The sequence below is a fragment of the Streptomyces sp. NPDC043996 genome, from assembly GCF_056435225.1.
This window is the reverse complement of the sequence record NZ_JBWKEY010000004.1, coordinates 668643-685259: the sequence shown is the minus strand read 5'-3', so window position 1 is coordinate 685259 and position 16617 is coordinate 668643. Positions and strand designations below refer to the sequence as shown.

Below are 16617 nucleotides of genomic sequence, written 5' to 3'. Positions count from 1 at the left end.
CTCCGTGGCTCAGGGCCGGTCAGCGGCGGCGGGCTTCGGGGTCAGGCTCTTGGGGCCCGCGGCCCGGGCGGCCCCGGGCCGCGCGGCCCGCTTCGGCGCGGGCATCGCCTCCAGGCGGGCCGCGAGGTCCAGGGGAGCGTCGCCCCGGGCCGCCGCGTCGCCGCGCAGCCCCGACAGGAGCAGCTCGGGCGTGTCGGTCGCGTTCACATACCGCTCGCCCTCGGCGAGGGCCTCGCCCGCCTGCTTGGCGAACTCGGCCTGATGGGCGGCGAAGTGCGCGTGCACCAGGTCGACGAGCGCGGCGACCAGCTCGCGCCGCATCCGCACCACGTGCGCGACGTGCCGCTCCAGCGGGTCACGGTCCTCGGGCTGCTCCAGATGCCAGGGGAAGCACCGGTCGAGGCGGAGCGGGAACCCGGCGTCCACGGCCGCGTCCCGCGGCTTCGGCGCCGCCGTCTGCCGCAGCTTCGCGCGGTAGCGCTCCGGGTTGGTGGTGACGATCAGCGCGCCGAACCGCGCCTTGCGGGCCGCGGGCAGCGGAGCGCGCCGCTGCTCCTCGCCGGTGATCTCCACCCAGCTGCCGCGCAGGTCCTCCAGGACGTCGGCGTGGTGGTCGAGGCGCTCCTCGTACGCGGCCCGGATCCGGTCGTGGACCAGGGACAGGAGCACGCCGTGCGTCTCGCGGAACGCGGCGAGCAGCTCGCCGGGGCCGCCGGGGACGCCCGGCGCCGGGTCGTCCTGCTCCGTGCCGGACTCCTCGGTGAACAGGCCGAGCAGCGCCAGCTCGTCCTGCACGTCCTGGGCGAAGTCGGTGGCGGCCGCCGACGCGTGCGGCGCCACGACCAGGTGCCGGTCCCGGTCGACGGCGGCGAACAGCTCCTTCCAGCAGGGCCAGGCGGCGACCGCGGCGGCCGCCTCCTCGGCCAGGTACCGGCGCAGTTCGTCGTCGCCGCGCGGGCCGTCCGCGCCCCGGCGCAGCACAAGGACCTCGCGCAGCTCCGCCAGCGCCTGCCGCGTCGCGTGGAGGGTCCGCTGGATCTCCTGGTACGCGGGCGGGTACACGAGCTCCGGGTGGGCCGACCGCTCGGCCGCGATGAGCGCGCTCCTGGCCCGGTCCACGGCGGTGGCCCTGCGGCGCACCGCGCCGCTCCTGAGCGCACCGCCGTGGGCCCGCGCGTGCCCGGTGAGTTCACCGCGCAGCAGCCTGAGCCCGCCGTCCCTGGCGAACTCCCGCAGCGCCCGGATCAGCGGACTGCCCGGCGCGTCGGCCTCGAGCCGGTCGGCCACCGGAGCCCACAGCGCCGCCACGGGAGCAGGGCCGCCGACCGCGTCGCGCGCCCGCCAGTGCGGCCCCGCGCTGTCGAGCGCCCCGGAGGCGCGCAGCGCGGCGAGACCCACCAGGGGCGAGACCAGGACGAGTTGCTTGTGCTGGCCCGCGGGCAGCAGCGACTGCGCGGCCTCCACGACCTTGTCGAGGACCGCCGTGTCCGGATGCCCGAGCAGGCGCCGCTCCGTGAGCCGCTCCGACGGGTCCAGGAGCGCGGTCCGCAGCCCCGCCGGGTCGTCGACCGGCAGCTGGTCGAAGCGGCCGCCCGCGACCAGGATGCTCTCCCGCAGCTCCTCGTCCGACCTGCGCTCGCGCCCGTCCGCGGTGGGCTCGCGCAGCATGTCGAAGAAGTCCTGCTCACTGGCCACGGGCCCGCGCTGGGCGTTCATCAGGACCAGGACCGTGTGGATGTCGCGCAGCTCACGACGGCTCAGGAACCGGTCCCGCTCCCCGGACTTGGGGCTGTTGAGGCCGGGGAAGTCCATCAGGGTCAGCGCGCCCACGTCCGCCAGGTCCCAGACCCGGCGCGGCACCCGCACCCGCAGCTCGATCCTCCTGATCAGCGGCACGCACGTGGCGAGCACGTCGTCGGGGATGCCGCCGGCCGACTCCACCGCGCCGCGCCGGTCCCAGGCGGAGCCGCCGCCCGGCTCCTGGGGCACGCCCGGCAGCGACATGGCCCGCTTGGCCTGCGCGTCCGACAGGTCGTAGCGCCGCCCGAGCAGCGGCGCGCCCGCGTCGTACGCCGCGTGCAGGTCCAGGGTCTCGGCGGCCACCGCGCTCAGCTTGGCGCCCTGCGCGGCGCGGCCGTACCGGCGGCACCAGTCGGCCAGGGGCTCCCAGTCCCCGGTGCCGGGGCGGGCCGCGCGCAGCGCGCCGAACTCCCGCTCGCCCATCCCCTCCAGGGCCGCCAACTCCTTGAGCCTGCCGTGCAGATGCGTCATGAGCTCGGCCGTCTCGGGCCGGGTGCAGTACACGACCGCGCGCTCTTGCAGCGCGGGCGCGGCCTCGCCGTCGGCGGCCTGCTCGATGCGGATGGCCGTCACGTTCCCCGTCGTCGGCACGTGGCTCACCGACAGCAGCCCCGGCATCCCGAGGAGCGCCTCGATCAGCAGCGACTTGCCCGCGCTGAACTCGCCCACCACTCCGACCGTCAGCGGATCGCGGGCCTCGCCGAGCAGCTGGGCGACGGCCGACCTGAACTCCGTGCGCTGAGAGGTGAGTTCACCTCCGTCCGTGCCGTTCGTGTCGAGTGCGGGAGCCCGGTCAAGCGCTTCGAGCATGCCGATCGCCCACTGGGCGTACGTGTCCGTGCTGACGTCCATGACCGCGGCCCTCCCCCCTGCGCCGCCCCTCCCCGGCGAGCGGCCGTCGGCTCCTGGGGAGCCGCGGCGGACCCGCGCGGCCGACGCTGGAAGAAATGTCCCGCGAATCGTCCGCTGAGGGCAACAGTCCGTGGCGATGTCCCTGAATTTCCGTCCTAGTCGTACTCAGCCGGACACACACCTGGCACCCTCGGGTCATGGCCACGCCGCGCCAGGGACATCAGGGGGACCCCTACGCGCCGGACCCGGGCGAGTTTCAGATTCCCTACTCGTGGGTTCCCGAACCGGCCGCGTCCGCGCGGCGGGGAAAGGGCCCGCCGGGCTCCGGGGACACCACCGCGCGCCGCCGCCGTCGCCGTCGCCGCCGGGCGCGACGAGGCGCCCTCGCCGTCGTGGTGGCCCTCGCTCTCGGCACCGCGGCGGCCGCCGCGATCAGCAGGGACGCGCTCTCGGACGACTGGCTGCCCGCATGGGGCGTCGGCCCGTTCCCCGACCGCTCCCGCCCGTCGGATACGGACACGGACACGGCCCTGGGGGCTGATACGGCTTCGCGTTCCCCCACGGAGCCGGAATCGGGTACGGCCGGGGAACCCGGCACCGAGACGGCCACGGACACGGAGACCGGCGGCGACACGGACCTCCCTGAGACGGACCCGCCGGCCGGCCTCCCGTCGGGCACACCGGTCACCTGGGACGCGCTGCGCGTCGGCGACTGCGTGGCCGGGCGCGAGGCCCGGCCCACGGCACTGCGCGTCGACTGCGACGAGGCCCACCACTTCGAGTTCTTCGCCGTCGCGCCGCGCTACCCGGCCGCCTCCTACCCGGGAACCGCCGTACTCCAGTCGTACGCCCAACGGCGGTGCGCCGAGCGGTTCGCGGAGTTCGCCGAGTCCTACCTGGGGACGGACGACCTGACGTGGACGGCGGGCACCGTCACTCTGGCGTCCTGGCGCGCGGGCCGCCCCGTCGCCTGCTATGTGCTGGACCGCGCACGGGACGTGCTGTACGGCTCGGCACTGACGGACGCGCCGGGCTTCGGTACGGGCTTCTGACCCCGGCCGTCATGGCGGCCGGGGTCAGGGTGCCGGTGTCAGGGGCCCTCGGGGTCTGGGCCCGCGGGGGTCAGGAGCTCGTGAGGACGACGAGGCGCTGGGTGGCGCGCGTCATCGCGACGTAGCGGTCGACGGCCCCCGCGACGCCCTCGCCGAAGCCCTGCGGGTCGACGAGGACGACCAGGTCGAACTCCAGGCCCTTGGACAGCTCCGGGGTCAGCGAGCGGACGCGGGACTCATCCCCGAACGCCTCCTGGTACGTGTCGTGGAACGTCTCCTGGAACGCGGCGTCGCCGATGACGCAGGGCACCCCGTCGGCGTGCTCGGCGAGCCAGCCGTCGAGCACGGAGCCAAGATCGTCGGCGGATCCGTGGACGACGGGGATGCCGCTGGCGCGGATCGAGGTCGGCACGTTGGCGTCGGGCAGCACCGCCCGGATGACGGGCTCGGCCTCCGCCATGACCTCCTCCGGCGTGCGGTAGTTGACGCTGAGCGACGCCATGGTGATCCGGTCGAGCCCGATCCGCTCCAGGCGCTCCCGCCACGACTCGGTGAAGCCGTGCCGGGCCTGGGCCCGGTCCCCGACGATGGTGAAGCTCCGGGACGGGCACCGCAGCAGGAGCATCTGCCACTCGGCGTCGGTCAGCTCCTGGGCCTCGTCCACGACGATGTGCGCGAACGGCCCGGCGAGCAGGTCCGGGGCGACGGTGGGCAGTTCGGACTCGTCGACGAGGCTGACCCGCGCGTCCTCGCCGCGCAACATCGTCACCAGGCCCTCGCCGTCGTCCCCGTCGGCGCCGGAGTTGGCCACGGCCTCGATCAGATTGTCGACGACCCGGGCCTTGCGCTCGCGCTGGGCGGCGAGCACGGCGTCGTTCCTGCGCTTCAGCCGGGCCGCCGCCGGGTCGCCGAGCCGCTGCCGGGCCGCGTCCAGGAGCGGCAGGTCGGACACCGTCCAGGCCTGCGCGTCCGCCCGCTGGAGCAGCCGCACCTCGTCCCGGTCCAGCCAGGGGGCGCACATCCGCAGATAGGCGGGGACCGACCACAGGTCGCCGACGAGGTCGGTCGGCTCGAGCAGCGGCCAGGCGTTGTTGAAGGCCGTGGCCAGCGCCCTGTCCCGCGCCAGCGACTTGCGCAGCTGCTCGGGCGGGGCGTCGCCCTCGTGCTTGTCGGTGAGGATCGTCAGGAGTTCCTGCCAGACCTGCTCGCGCGCGTCGTTGTGCGGGGTGCCCGGGTCCGCCGCGTCGAACGCCGCGGCCCAGTCGCCGGGGCTGAGCGGGATGTCGGACCAGTGGGTGGTGACCGTCATGCCCTCGGCGGGCGGCTCCTCGTAGAACCTGACGGCCTTCTCGATCGCCCCCACCATGTCCGCGGACGACTTCAGCCGGGCCACCTCCGGGTCGGTCTCGGCCGGGGCCGCGGCCCCCTCGGCGACGAGGTCCCGCAGGGTGCACGTCTGTACGCCCTCCTCGCCGAGGCTGGGCAGGACGTCGGCGACGTAGTTGAGGTAGGGCCGGTGCGGACCGACGAAGAGCACGCCGCCGCGACGGTGGCCGAGGCGGGGGTCGGAGTACAGGAGATAGGCCGAGCGGTGCAGGGCGACGACGGTCTTGCCCGTGCCCGGGCCGCCGTCGACGACGAGCGCGCCACGCGATCCCGCGCGGATGATGGCGTCCTGGTCGGCCTGGATGGTGCCGAGCACGTCCCGCATCCGTGCCGACCGGTTGCCGCCCAGACTGGCGACGAACGCGGACTGGTCGTCGAGGGCGGCGTGCCCGGCGAACGCGTCCGAGGTGAACACCTCGTCCCAGTAGTCGCCGATCCGGCCGCCGGTCCAGCGGTACCTGCGGCGGCTCGCGAGCCCCATCGGGTTGGCGTGGGTGGCCCCGAAGAACGGTTCGGCGGCGGGGGAGCGCCAGTCGACGAGCAGCCGGCGCCCCGTGCTGTCCGTCAGGCCGAGCCGTCCGACGTACACGGGCTCGGGGTCGTCCGCGCTGACCATGCGGCCGAGGCACAGGTCCACGCCGAAGCGGCGCAGCGCGCGCAGCCGGGCGGTCAGGCGGTGGATCTCCGCGTCGCGGTCCATGGCCTGGCGGCCCGAGCCGCCGGGCGCCCTGCGCTCGGCGTCGAGGCGGTCGGACACTTCGGTGATCGTCTGCTCAAGGCTCTGCGCGAGGGCCGCGAAGTGCTGCTCGTCGGCGGCGATCAGCGTCGGGTCCGCCTTGGGGGAGAGACGGTCGGGGAGGTCGAAGACGCTGGTGGTGAGCGAGTGCAAGAGGGGCTCCGATCGGGGGTCGCTCGCGGCCGTGGCGCGCGGCGGGGCGTTCGCACCGGCCGGGCGCACCGGGCGGCCAGGACGGAAACGATCCGTCTGCTGGGGCCGGTGGCCGTGGTCGGTCCACAACGCCGGGGTGTGCGGGTTCTCGTGGTTCCGGGCTCTGGCTGGAGGATCCGGGGGTTTGCCCCGAGGAGGGGTTCAGTACGGCGGGCTCGGCCCGGTGGATTCAGTTCGAGTGGTCTGGAACGGACGTTCTAGTGCGGACGGTTTGGTACGGGGGTTCAGGCCCGGTAGTTCAGGTCCGGTGGTTCATGGAGAGGCCGGAGGGCTTGCGGGGGCCGCCGAGGGGCGCGCCGCGGGCGCCGCCGCGTCGAGCAGCAGTCGCGCGGCCACCGTCGCCCCGTCGGTGCGGATGGTGCGGGCCACGGCGGTCGCTCGGGCGCGGGTCGCGGGGGCCAGGGCCGTCCCGAGCGCGGCCGACAGGGTCGGGAACGTCGGCGTCGGCCCTTCGTGCGCCGCGCCGACGCCGAGGTCGGCCACCCGGCCCGCCCAGTACGGCTGGTCCCCGGCCTGGGGCACCACCACCTGAGGGGCCCCGGCCCGGGCGGCCGCCGTCGTGGTGCCCGCGCCGCCGTGGTGCACGACGGCCGCCACCCGGCGGAACAGGGCCTGCTGGTTGACCTCTCCGACGACGAAGCAGTCGTCCAGGCCGTCGGCGTGCGCCAGGTCGGCCCAGCCCCGGGCCAGGACCACCCGGCGGCCGTGGGCACGCACCGTCTCGACGGCCACGTGCGCGAGGTCCGGCGCCGCGTGCAGCGGCATGCTGCCGAAGCCCACGTACACCGGCGGCTCCCCGGCGTCCAGGAACGCGACCAGATCCTCCGGCAGCGGACGCTCGTCGGGCGTGATCCAGGCCCCGGTCTGTACGACGTCGAGGCCCGGCGTCCGCCGCCACGGGTCAAGGACCGGGTCCGACGCCAGCCAGGGCCGGTCGCCGACCACGAAGGCGCGGACGTCGTCCACCGGAGGCAGCCCGTGCGCCACCCGGCTGGTGTTGAGGGCCGTGCCGAACAACGCGTTGAGGTGCTCGGCGTCCAGGTCCCACAGCCCCTGGTTGTCGGTGCCGTCCGGGGGCAGGGGCCTGCCCGGATACGCCAGCGGCGGGTGGTGCGGCGACGGCAGGTCGAGCTGCTGGAAGGTCACGGACACCGACGGGATGCCCAGCTTCTCCGCCACGGACAGCGCACCGGCGGCAGCGGGGAGCATGCCGGTCGCCAGCACCACGTCGCACCCCTCGGCCGCCTCGGTCACCGTGTCGAACTGCGCGGCGATCAGCTCGGCCGCGTACCGCGGCACGGAGGACGGCGGCGGCGCCGCCTTCGTCAGCTCGCGCGCCGACGGGCCGACAGCCACCAGCGGCACACCGACTCCGGTCAGCCGTCGCGTGAAGGTCTCGTCCGGCGGCGCGCACACCCGTACCTCCGCGTCGAACGCCCGCAACCGCGTCGCGAGGCCCACGAGCGGTTCGACATCCCCGCGCGACCCATACGTCGACAACAACACACGCACTCAGCGGCTCCCGTTTCCCCAGGTCATGGCTTAGACCGGAGATTCTGCGCCATGACCGGGGCCTTGTGGCAAGCCCCCCAGTGCGCTATAAGTTGAGAGTGGCAAGGAGAGTGAACACTCCTTGCCTTCGTCGTTTCCGGCCACAGAAGCCGTTTCCCGGGACGCCCGCCCCCGGCGGCTCCCGCCGCGCCCCGGAAAACCGCTCCCCACACGGTGAAGGCCTGCCCTACCGTGCTCATGGCTTCCCACGAAACACCTGCCCAGGAACACCTGCCCCAGGAAACACCTGACCGGGAAGCCCTCCGAGCGAAAGGGACGACAAGCGTGGCGAACAGCGCTCTCCTCGTGATGGATGTCCAGCAGGACATCGTGGACCTCGCCGACGACGGCTCCGGCTATCTGCCACGCCTGCGCAAGGCGATCAGCGGCGCCAGAGCGGCCGGGATACCCGTGATCTACGTGGTCATCGGCCTGCGCCCGGGCCACCCGGACGTCAGCCCGCGCAACCGGGCGGTCGACGCCGCCGTACGGGCCGGTCTGCACATCGAGGGCGCCCCCAGCAGCGCCGTCCACCCCGACATCGCCCCGCAGCCGGACGACATCGTGATCACCAAGCGGCGCGGCAGCGCGTTCTCGGGCAGCGACCTGGACCTGGTGCTCAGGGCGCGCGGCATCGACAGCCTCGTCCTCACCGGCATCGCCACCAGCGGCGTCGTCCTGCACACCGTGTGCCACACCAACGACCACGAGCTGCGCAGCACCGTCCTCGCGGACGGCTGCCTCGACCTGGACCCCGAGGTACACCGCTTCCTCACCGAGCAGCTCTTCCCCCAGTGGGTGGACGTCGTCTCCATCGACGACTGGCTCAAGGACCTCAGGGCCTGACCTGGCGGCTGCCCGCCTCCCGTCACGCCCGCAGATAGCGGATGACCGCGAGCACCCGGCGGTTGTGGTCGTGGGAGGCGGGCAGCCCCAGCTTGTCGAACACCGCCGCCACATGCTTCTCCACCGTGCCCGCGGAGACGACGAGCGCCTGCGCGATCGCCGCGTTCGAGCGGCCCTCCGCCATCAGGGAGAGGACCTGGCGCTCCCGCTCCGTCAGCGGCGCCAGCTCCGCCGCCCGGTGGCTGGCGCCCGCGAGCTGGGTGACGACCTCCGGGTCGAGCGCGGTGCCGCCCGCGGCGACCCGCTCCAGGGCGTCGGTGAACTCCGCGATGTTCGCGACCCGGTCCTTGAGCAGATAGCCGACGCCCGCCGAGCCGTCCGCGAGCAGCCGCGTGGCGTACTTCGTCTCCACGTACTGGGAGAAGAGCAGCACCCCGGTGCCCGGGTGGGCGCGCCGGATGTCGATGGCGGCGCGCAGGCCCTCGTCGGTGTGGGACGGCGGCATCCGGATGTCGACGACGGTGACGTCAGGACCGTGCTCGGCCACTGCCGTGCGCAGCGTGTCCGCGTCACCGACGGCGGCGCACACCTCATGGCCCCGCTCGGCCAGCATCTGGGCCAGCAACTCCCGCAGTACGGCGGCATCCTCGGCGATCACGACACGCATGGCGGAATTTTCTCACGCGTGCAGCGGCAGCTCGACGACCGCCGTCGTCGGACCGCCCTCGGGGCTGTGCACGATCAGTCGGCCATCGACGGGCCGCACCCGCTGGACGAGGCCGCTGAGGCCACTGCCCGCGCCGATCGTCGCGCCGCCCCGGCCGTCGTCGACGACCTGGAGCCGCAGCATGCCGTCGTGGCACTCGTCCACCGTGAGGATCACCTGCCTCGCCCCGCTGTGCTTGATCACGTTGGTGAGCAGCTCGGCCGCGCAGAAGTAGGCGATGGTCTCGATGGCGGGCGTCGGCCGCCGGGGGACGTCGGTGCTCAGCTGGACGGGGATGCTGCTGCGCGCGGCGAGCGTGGCCAGGGCGTCGGGCAGGCCTTCGTCGAGGGCCGGGGGGTGCAGACCGCGGGAGAGGTCACGCAGCTCGGACAGCGCCTCCGTGGCGTTGCGATGCGCTCCGTCGACGAGTTGCCGCATGCGGGCCAGGTCCGCTGGGCCGGGGGAGGGCTCGGTGCCGTCGGCGTCGGGCGTGCCGAGGCGCTCCTTGACCATGTCCAGGCTCATGGCGACGGCGACGAGCCGGACCTGCGCGCCGTCGTGCAGATCGCGCTCGATGCGGCGCAACAGGGCCACGGAGTCGTCGACGGCGAGCGCACGCGTCTCCTCCAGGTCGCGGACCCGGTCGGCGAGGCGGCTGGGGCCGAGCAGCGCGCGCATCAGCCGCCGGTCGGCCTCCACCACCAGGCGCGTCGGCCACGGCGCGAGCAGCAGCAGCGCCAGGCCGAGCGCGAGGATGGCGAACGTCCCGGGGAACGTCCGCACTTCGAGGTCGCCCGCAGGGATGGGGGTCAGCACCGGCATCCCGCCCGTGTCACCGGCGCCCGGATGCTGTCCGAAGGCGGCCCACCGCAGGGGCGCGGTCACGTTCACCAGGCCGACCAGCCACCACAGCACCGCGTACATATCGAGGACGCTGACCGGGAGCTTCGCCAGGACGTAGGACACGGCCCGCCAGCCCGTGCCGTCCCGCAGCCGGGCGTCGAGCCTACCGAACAGCCCCGAGCCCGCGGGCGGCGGCACCGGCTCCGGCAGCCGCTCGCCCAGCAGCGCGGCGGCCAGGCGCCGATGGAGCCCGCCGAGGGCCCGGCCGAGCCGCACCCCCGCGACCAGGATCAGGCTGCCGACGACGGCGCCGAGCAACGACACGGTCAGGCCCGCGCCGAGGGCCAGCAGGACCGTCAGAATGACCCCGCCCAGCAGGCCGAGCGGCAAGGCGAGCAGGCAGTACGCCGCTTCGGTCCAGGCGCGCCGGGTCAGCGGCGCGCGCAGCACCGTGCGGGTGAGGGTGCGCACCGGTGGGGTGAGGGAGGGCGGGGTGGCCCGGCTGGTGTCGTGCATGGTGATCATTTTCCTTCAGGCGTCACGCCGGGCCAGCAGCCGCGCTCCCCTGCCGAGGACGACGGCCCAACGTGGTCAACTCGCCTCACGCTAGGCCGGGCACCGCGAACGCCGGAACGGTGATTTCCTCCGACCGACCTGGGGGTTTTCCCCCACCGCCGCGAGCGTGGCCACGCTCCGACAGGCGCGCGCCTCTCGACGCGCAGGGACGGGCCGAACGATTTTCGCAAGCCGAACGGCTTCGCACGGCAAAAAGAAGCGCCGGGTAGCCGATTAATGGAACCCGCGAATGTGCCCCGCTAAATGTGACTGATGAGTATGATCTTGAATAAGGGGTACGCCATGAAAGAAGGGCGGCGGCACGGCGGCACCTCGCTGCGGACACCGGCATGTGACCGGTTTCGGTAAACCGTGAGCGTGCACGTGTCAGGCCGATGCTGGGGAATGCGGGATTCCTCGATGCGGTGAGCCATCGGCTGGTATCGGGCGGCTCGTGGGAAGCGGTGTCGGCAGCCGATCTCCCTTCTTCCCGCTACCTCGGCTTTCCTGCAGCTTTCGGCTTCGTCTCCGCCGTCGGCCGTTATCGCGCGATCTTGATTCGGGTCCGTTTTCCCGCTGTCACGCCGTGTCTCATGAGACGTCACCCGGTGTCCCGTTGGCGGGACGTGGCACGACGCGGCGGGGTTGATCCGATCAGCGCGCGTATTCCTCCGCGTACTTCGACTGGTTAGCATCGCGAGTGCGCCAGTCGGCAATTTCTCCCTTCGCGTCAATGACTCGACCGATGCGGCGATTCGTTGTGCGCTACTCGGTTCGGCCGGTGAACTGAAACTCACCGGTATCGGCATGGACAGGAGCCCGCGCGGGCCTGCCTCGGGGCGGGATTTGGGCGCCCCCTTCGCAAGCTCTTCGATCTGCCGACCGTGGACGCTCTCACCACCCGGCCGGAGGAATTAGATATTCCCCTTAACGCCGCACGCCGCACGCCGCACGCCGCACACTGCACTCCGCACTCCACGCTCCGCAAAAAGATCACAGAGGAGTAAGACGAATGATTCCGCTTTCGTTCGCGCAACGCCGTATGTGGCTCACGCATCAATGGGAGGGCGGTGCTGAGACCTACAACATCTCCCCGGCGTTCCGGCTGACGGGACCGCTGGACCAGATCGCGCTCGCCGCGGCGATCCGCGACGTGGTCGACCGGCACGAGATCCTGCGCACCGTCTACGTGACGGACGACGACGGCGAGCCGCACCCGCGGATCCTGCCGTGGTCGCGGGAGTTAGTGCCGGTGCCGGTGGTCGAGGTGGTGCCCGAAGGACTGGATGGCGCGGTCGACGCGTTCATCGCGCACCGCTTCGACCTGGCGGCCGAGATCCCGTTCCGGGCGACCCTGTTCCGCCTGTCCGAGCGGGAGCACGTGCTCGTCCTGCTCGTCCACCACATCGCGTCGGACGGTGTCTCGGGCGGCCCGATGGCCCGGGACCTGACCACCGCGTACACCGCGCGCCTGGCGGGCCAGGAGCCCGGCTGGCAGCCGCTGCCCGTGCAGTACAAGGACTACGCGGCCTGGCAGCGCGAACTGCTCGGTGCCGTGGAGGACCCGAAGAGCCTGGCCGCCGCGCAGGCCGAGTACTGGCGCGAGGAACTGACCGGAGTGCCCCAGCCCCTGAACCTGCCCCTTGACCGGCCGCGCCCCACGGCGAGGACCTCGCAGGGCGACAAGGTCGACGTCGTGGTGGCGCCGGAGGTGGCGGCCGGGCTGCAGAAGCTGGCCGACGAGCGCGCGATGACCATGGCGATGGTCCTGCAGGCCGCGCTCGGGGTGCTCCTGAACAAGCTGGGCGGCGGCGAGGACGTCACGATCGGCGGTCCCATCGCCGGGCGCACCGACGAGGCCCTCGCCGACCTGATCGGGTTCTTCGTGAACACCCAGGTGCTGCGGGTGGACCTCTCCCGCGACCCGTCGTTCAGCGAGCTGCTCGCGCGAGTGCGGGAGAAGTCCCTGGCCGCGTACGAGAACCAGGACGTGCCGTTCGAGACGCTGGTCGAGCTGATCAACCCCGACCGCTCCACGGCGTACCAGCCGCTGTTCCAGGTGATGCTCGCCTGGCAGAACTTCGAGCAGCAGGCCTTCGAACTGCCCGGCCTGAAAGTGGAGTTCGAGCAATACGTCACGCAGACCTCACTCGCCGACATCGTCTTCTACTTCAGCAAGGACGGCTCCGGGGTGCTGCGGGGCGAGCTCCAGTACGCCACCCAGCTGTTCGACCGGGACACGGCCCAGGCCATCGCCGCCCGGTTCGCGCGGCTGCTCGAGCAGGTGGCCGCCGACCCGGCGGCGCCGGTCGGCACGATCGAGGTGCTTTCGGCGCGCGAGCGCGACTGGCTGCTGCGGGACGTCAACGACACGGCGCACCCCGTTGCCGCGAGCACCCTGCCGGAGGCGTTCGAGGCGCAGGTGGAGCGGACCCCGGACGCCGTCGCGGTGATCGCCGAACAGGACAGGCTGACCTACGGGGAGTTCAACCGGCGCGCGAACCAACTGGCGCACTGGCTGGTCGAACGGGGCGCGGGCCCCGAACAGCTGGTGGCCGTGCGCCTGCCCCACTCCGTCGACCTGCTGGTGGGCGTCTACGCGGTGACCAAGGCCGGCGCGGCCTACGTGCCCATCGACACCGATCTGCCCGAGGACCGGCTGCGGCACGTCCTCGACAGCGCGAAGCCGCTCCTCGTCCTGGGTGAGGAGCTCCCCGACGTGTCCGCGTACCCGGACACGAACCCCGAACGCGCGCTGTCGCCGGACAACGTCGCGTACGTCATCTTCACGTCCGGGTCCACGGGCGGCCCCAAGGGCGTACCGGTGTCACACCGTTCGATCATGAACCGGATGGTCTGGGGCCTCGCGCACTTCGACGTCGGCGCCGAGGACCGGATGCTGATGAGCACCTCGGCGAGCTTCGACGCGTCGGTGCAGGAGATGTTCGCCCATCCGCAGGCGGGCGGCGCCGTCGTCATCGCGCGCCCGGAGGGCCGCCGGGACCCGGCCTACCTGGCAGAGCTGATCCAGCGGGAGCACGTGACCAGCGCCTTCTTCGTGCCCTCCCTGCTGGAGGCGTTCATCGCCGAGCCCCTGGCCAAGCAGTGCGAGGGCCTGCGCTGGATCGAGGCCGGGGGAGAGGCGTTCCCGGCCGCGCTGGCCAACCGGGCCGCCGACCTGCTGCCCGGCTGCGGCATGCACAACCACTACGGGCCCACCGAGGCGGCCGTGGAGGCCACCGCCTGGCAGCACGTGCCGGGCATGGACCGGGTGCCGATCGGCTCACCGCTCTGGAACGTCCAGGTGTACGTCCTCGACGCGGGCCTGCGCCCGGTCGCGCCGGGGGTCGCCGGTGAGCTGTACATCGCCGGGATCGGCCTCGCGCGGGGCTACCTCGGGCAGAGCGCGCTCACCGCGAACCGGTTCGTCGCCTGCCCCTACGGCCCGCCAGGAAGCCGCATGTACCGCTCCGGTGACCTGGTGCGATGGAATAAGGACGGCCAGGTCGAGTACATCGGCCGCACCGACTTCCAGGTGAAGATCCGGGGCTTCCGCATCGAGCTCGGCGACATCGAGCACGCGCTGAACCGGCACCCCGGCGTGGCGCAGTCAGCGGTCGTGGTGCGCGAGGACCAGCAGGGCGACAAGCGCCTCGTGGCGTTCGTCGTCCCTGATCCGGCGGCCGTGGCGGCGGACGCCGACGCGCGCGTGGAGGAGTGGCGTCAGGTCCACGACGACCTCTACACCGCCTCCGCCGACGAGGCGTGGGCCGAGGACTTCCCGCGCTGGCGGTCCGCGTACGACGGAGAGCCGATCCCGCTCGATCAGCTGCGGGAATGGCGGGACGCGGCGGTCGCGCAGGTCCTGCGGTTCGGGCCGCGGCACGTCCTGGAGATCGGCGTCGGCTCCGGCCTGCTCCTTGCGAAGATCGCCGGTGAGGTCGACACGTACTGGGGCACCGACATCTCCGCCACCGTGGTCGACCGGGTCAGGGAACAGGCCGAACAGGCGGGCCTCGGCGACCGGGTCCGGCTGAGCGCCCAGGCGGCCGACGACACGTCCGGGCTGCCCCGGGGCGGCTTCGACACCGTGGTCATCAACTCGGTGGCGCAGTACTTCCCGAGCGCCGCGTACCTGGACCGGGTGCTCCGCCAGGCCCTGGACCTCCTCGCGCCGGGCGGCCGCGTCATCGTCGGTGACGTCCGCAACGCCACGACCCTGCGCCTGCTGCTTACCGCCGCGCAGCGAACGGCCGAGCCGTACGCCTCGGACGACGAGGTGCGGGCGCGGGTGGAGCAGGCGGTGCTCGCCGAGCGGGAACTGGCCGTCGCCCCGGAGTGGTTCGCCGCGTGGGCGGGGGACCACCCCGTGGGGGTCGACATCCGGCTCAAGTCCGGGAAGGCCGACAACGAACTGACCCGGCACCGCTACGAAGTCGTCCTGCACAAGGAGCCCGCCGACACCCTCGACCTGACCGCCGTGCCCTCGGTGCCCTGGGGCGGGGAGGTCTCCGGCCTGGCCGCCCTCGGCGGCCAGGTGGATCGGGCGGGCGGACCGCTGCGCGTGACGGGCATTCCCCACGCACCGCTGGTGGCGGAGGCCAAGACGGCCTTCGCGGGCGCGCCGGGCTCTCCCGCCGGGGCACTCGACCCGCAGGACGTCGCCGACTGGGCGCGGCAGCGGGGCCTGCACGCGGTCCTCACCTGGTCCGGCGGGGCCGCCCACAGCTTCGACGCGGTGCTCCTGCCCGAACGGCGCACCGTCTCCGGCAGCTTCGTCCCCGGCTCGGCGGCCACCGGGACCCGGACGAACACCCCCGCCCTGGCCACGGCGACAGGACCGCTCCTGGACGAACTGCCCGACTACCTGCGCGGGCGCCTGCCCGACTACATGGTCCCGGCCGTGCTCGTGCCGCTGGCGGAGCTGCCGCTGAACGCGGCGGGGAAACTCGACCGGCGCGCGCTGCCGCCGGAGCACACGGACGCCGCGCGAGGCGGCGGGCCGCGCAACTCCCACGAGGAGAAGCTGTGCGCCTTCTTCTGCGACCTGCTCGGCCTGGAACGGGTCGGCATCGACGACGACTTCTTCGTCCTCGGCGGGCACTCGCTCCTGGCCACCCGGCTGAGCACCCGCATCCGCAAGGAGTTCGGCGTCGACATGCCCCTCAGGGTGATCATCCAGTACCCCACGGTGGCCGAACTGGGCGCGATCGTGCTCGCCGGAGCCATCCCCGGCGACCACGCCGACTCGTTCGACGTCGTCCTGCCGCTGAACCGCGACCCCGGCACCGGAAAGCCGCCGGTCTGGTTCTTCCACGGCGGCGGCGGCCTCGGCTGGGCGTACTTCACCTTCGCGCCCTACCTGGACCGCCCGGCGTACTCCCTGCAGTCCCGCGGCTCCAACGGCACCGACGCGCTGGCCGCATCGGTGGAGGAGATGATCGAGGACTACCTCACCCAGATCCTCAAGACCCAGCCGGAAGGCCCCTACCACCTGGTCGGCTGGTCCTTCGGCGGCCCGATCGCACACGCCGTCGCGGACCGTCTCGACCGGCGCGGGCACCAGGTCGCCCTCCTGGCCGTCCTCGACTCCGAACCGGCGAGCTCCGACCCGGAGAGCGGCTTCAAGGAAATCATGGGCAGGACGAAGGAGCTGTACCGAGGGGACCTCGAGGAGGTCTTCGGGCAGTTCATGAACACCGCCAACATGGACAGCTTCCTGGAGAACATGTCGAGGGTCGGCACCAACAACCTGAACAAGATGGGCACGTTCGAATCACCCGTCTACGAGGGCGATCTCCTGTACTTCAACGCCAAGTTGGACAAGGACGACGGGGCGTCGTGGGGGCCCGCCTGGCAGCCGTACGTCCGCGGCACCATCGAGGAGTACGACGTGGACGCCTCCCACCACGACCTGCACATGCCCAAATCGGCGGGCCAGATCATGCGGGTCATCGTCCGCGAGCTGGCCGCGGAGCCCGTCGACCGCGCGGAGTAGGCCCACGAGGCCTGGACCGCCGGGCCAGCGCGCCCCTCTCTGATCCCCTTCCGCTCCCCTCCCGTCCGTGTGGGTGATG

At 72.9% G+C, this 16617-nt stretch carries 8 protein-coding genes; 3 read left to right on the top strand and 5 right to left on the bottom strand.

Going from position 1 to position 16617, the window contains the following annotated elements; all coding sequences use genetic code 11:
* Positions 1–9: 9 nt before the first annotated feature.
* Entirely contained in the window at positions 10–2652 is a 2643-nt protein-coding gene (locus AC07A4_RS13880) for a dynamin family protein (protein ID WP_478597286.1), read from the bottom strand.
* 197 nt (positions 2653–2849) lie between these two features.
* Here AC07A4_RS13880 and AC07A4_RS13875 point away from each other — a divergent pair, with 197 nt between their 5' ends.
* The gene (locus tag AC07A4_RS13875) at positions 2850–3704 is read left to right on the top strand and encodes a septum formation family protein (protein ID WP_478597284.1); all 855 of its coding nucleotides are present in this window, start codon (positions 2850–2852) and stop codon (positions 3702–3704) included.
* A gap of 70 nt (positions 3705–3774) precedes the next feature.
* Here the strand turns inward: AC07A4_RS13875 and helR are convergent, their stop codons facing one another.
* Together helR and AC07A4_RS13865 are read right to left on the bottom strand one after the other, a co-directional pair.
* The gene (gene helR / locus AC07A4_RS13870; protein ID WP_478597281.1) at positions 3775–5979 is read right to left on the bottom strand and encodes an RNA polymerase recycling motor ATPase HelR; all 2205 of its coding nucleotides are present in this window, start codon (positions 5977–5979) and stop codon (positions 3775–3777) included.
* A gap of 312 nt (positions 5980–6291) precedes the next feature.
* Entirely contained in the window at positions 6292–7545 is a 1254-nt protein-coding gene (locus AC07A4_RS13865; RefSeq protein ID WP_478597529.1) for a glycosyltransferase, read from the bottom strand.
* A gap of 330 nt (positions 7546–7875) precedes the next feature.
* Here AC07A4_RS13865 and AC07A4_RS13860 point away from each other — a divergent pair, with 330 nt between their 5' ends.
* The gene (locus AC07A4_RS13860) at positions 7876–8436 is read left to right on the top strand and encodes a cysteine hydrolase family protein (protein WP_478597278.1); all 561 of its coding nucleotides are present in this window, start codon (positions 7876–7878) and stop codon (positions 8434–8436) included.
* Between the two features lie 22 nt (positions 8437–8458).
* Here the strand turns inward: AC07A4_RS13860 and AC07A4_RS13855 are convergent, their stop codons facing one another.
* Together AC07A4_RS13855 and AC07A4_RS13850 are read right to left on the bottom strand one after the other, a co-directional pair.
* Positions 8459–9103 (bottom strand): response regulator transcription factor, encoded by a 645-nt coding sequence (locus AC07A4_RS13855; protein WP_478597275.1) that lies wholly within the window; start codon positions 9101–9103, stop codon positions 8459–8461.
* Positions 9104–9115: 12 nt separating this feature from the next.
* Entirely contained in the window at positions 9116–10501 is a 1386-nt protein-coding gene (locus AC07A4_RS13850) for a sensor histidine kinase (protein ID WP_478597273.1), read from the bottom strand.
* Positions 10502–11552: 1051 nt separating this feature from the next.
* On the opposite strand from AC07A4_RS13850, the gene AC07A4_RS13845 reads away from it, so the two are divergent.
* Positions 11553–16538: a non-ribosomal peptide synthetase gene (locus AC07A4_RS13845; RefSeq protein ID WP_478597270.1), complete on the top strand. Its 4986-nt coding sequence runs from the start codon at positions 11553–11555 to the stop codon at positions 16536–16538.
* Positions 16539–16617: the final 79 nt, after the last annotated feature.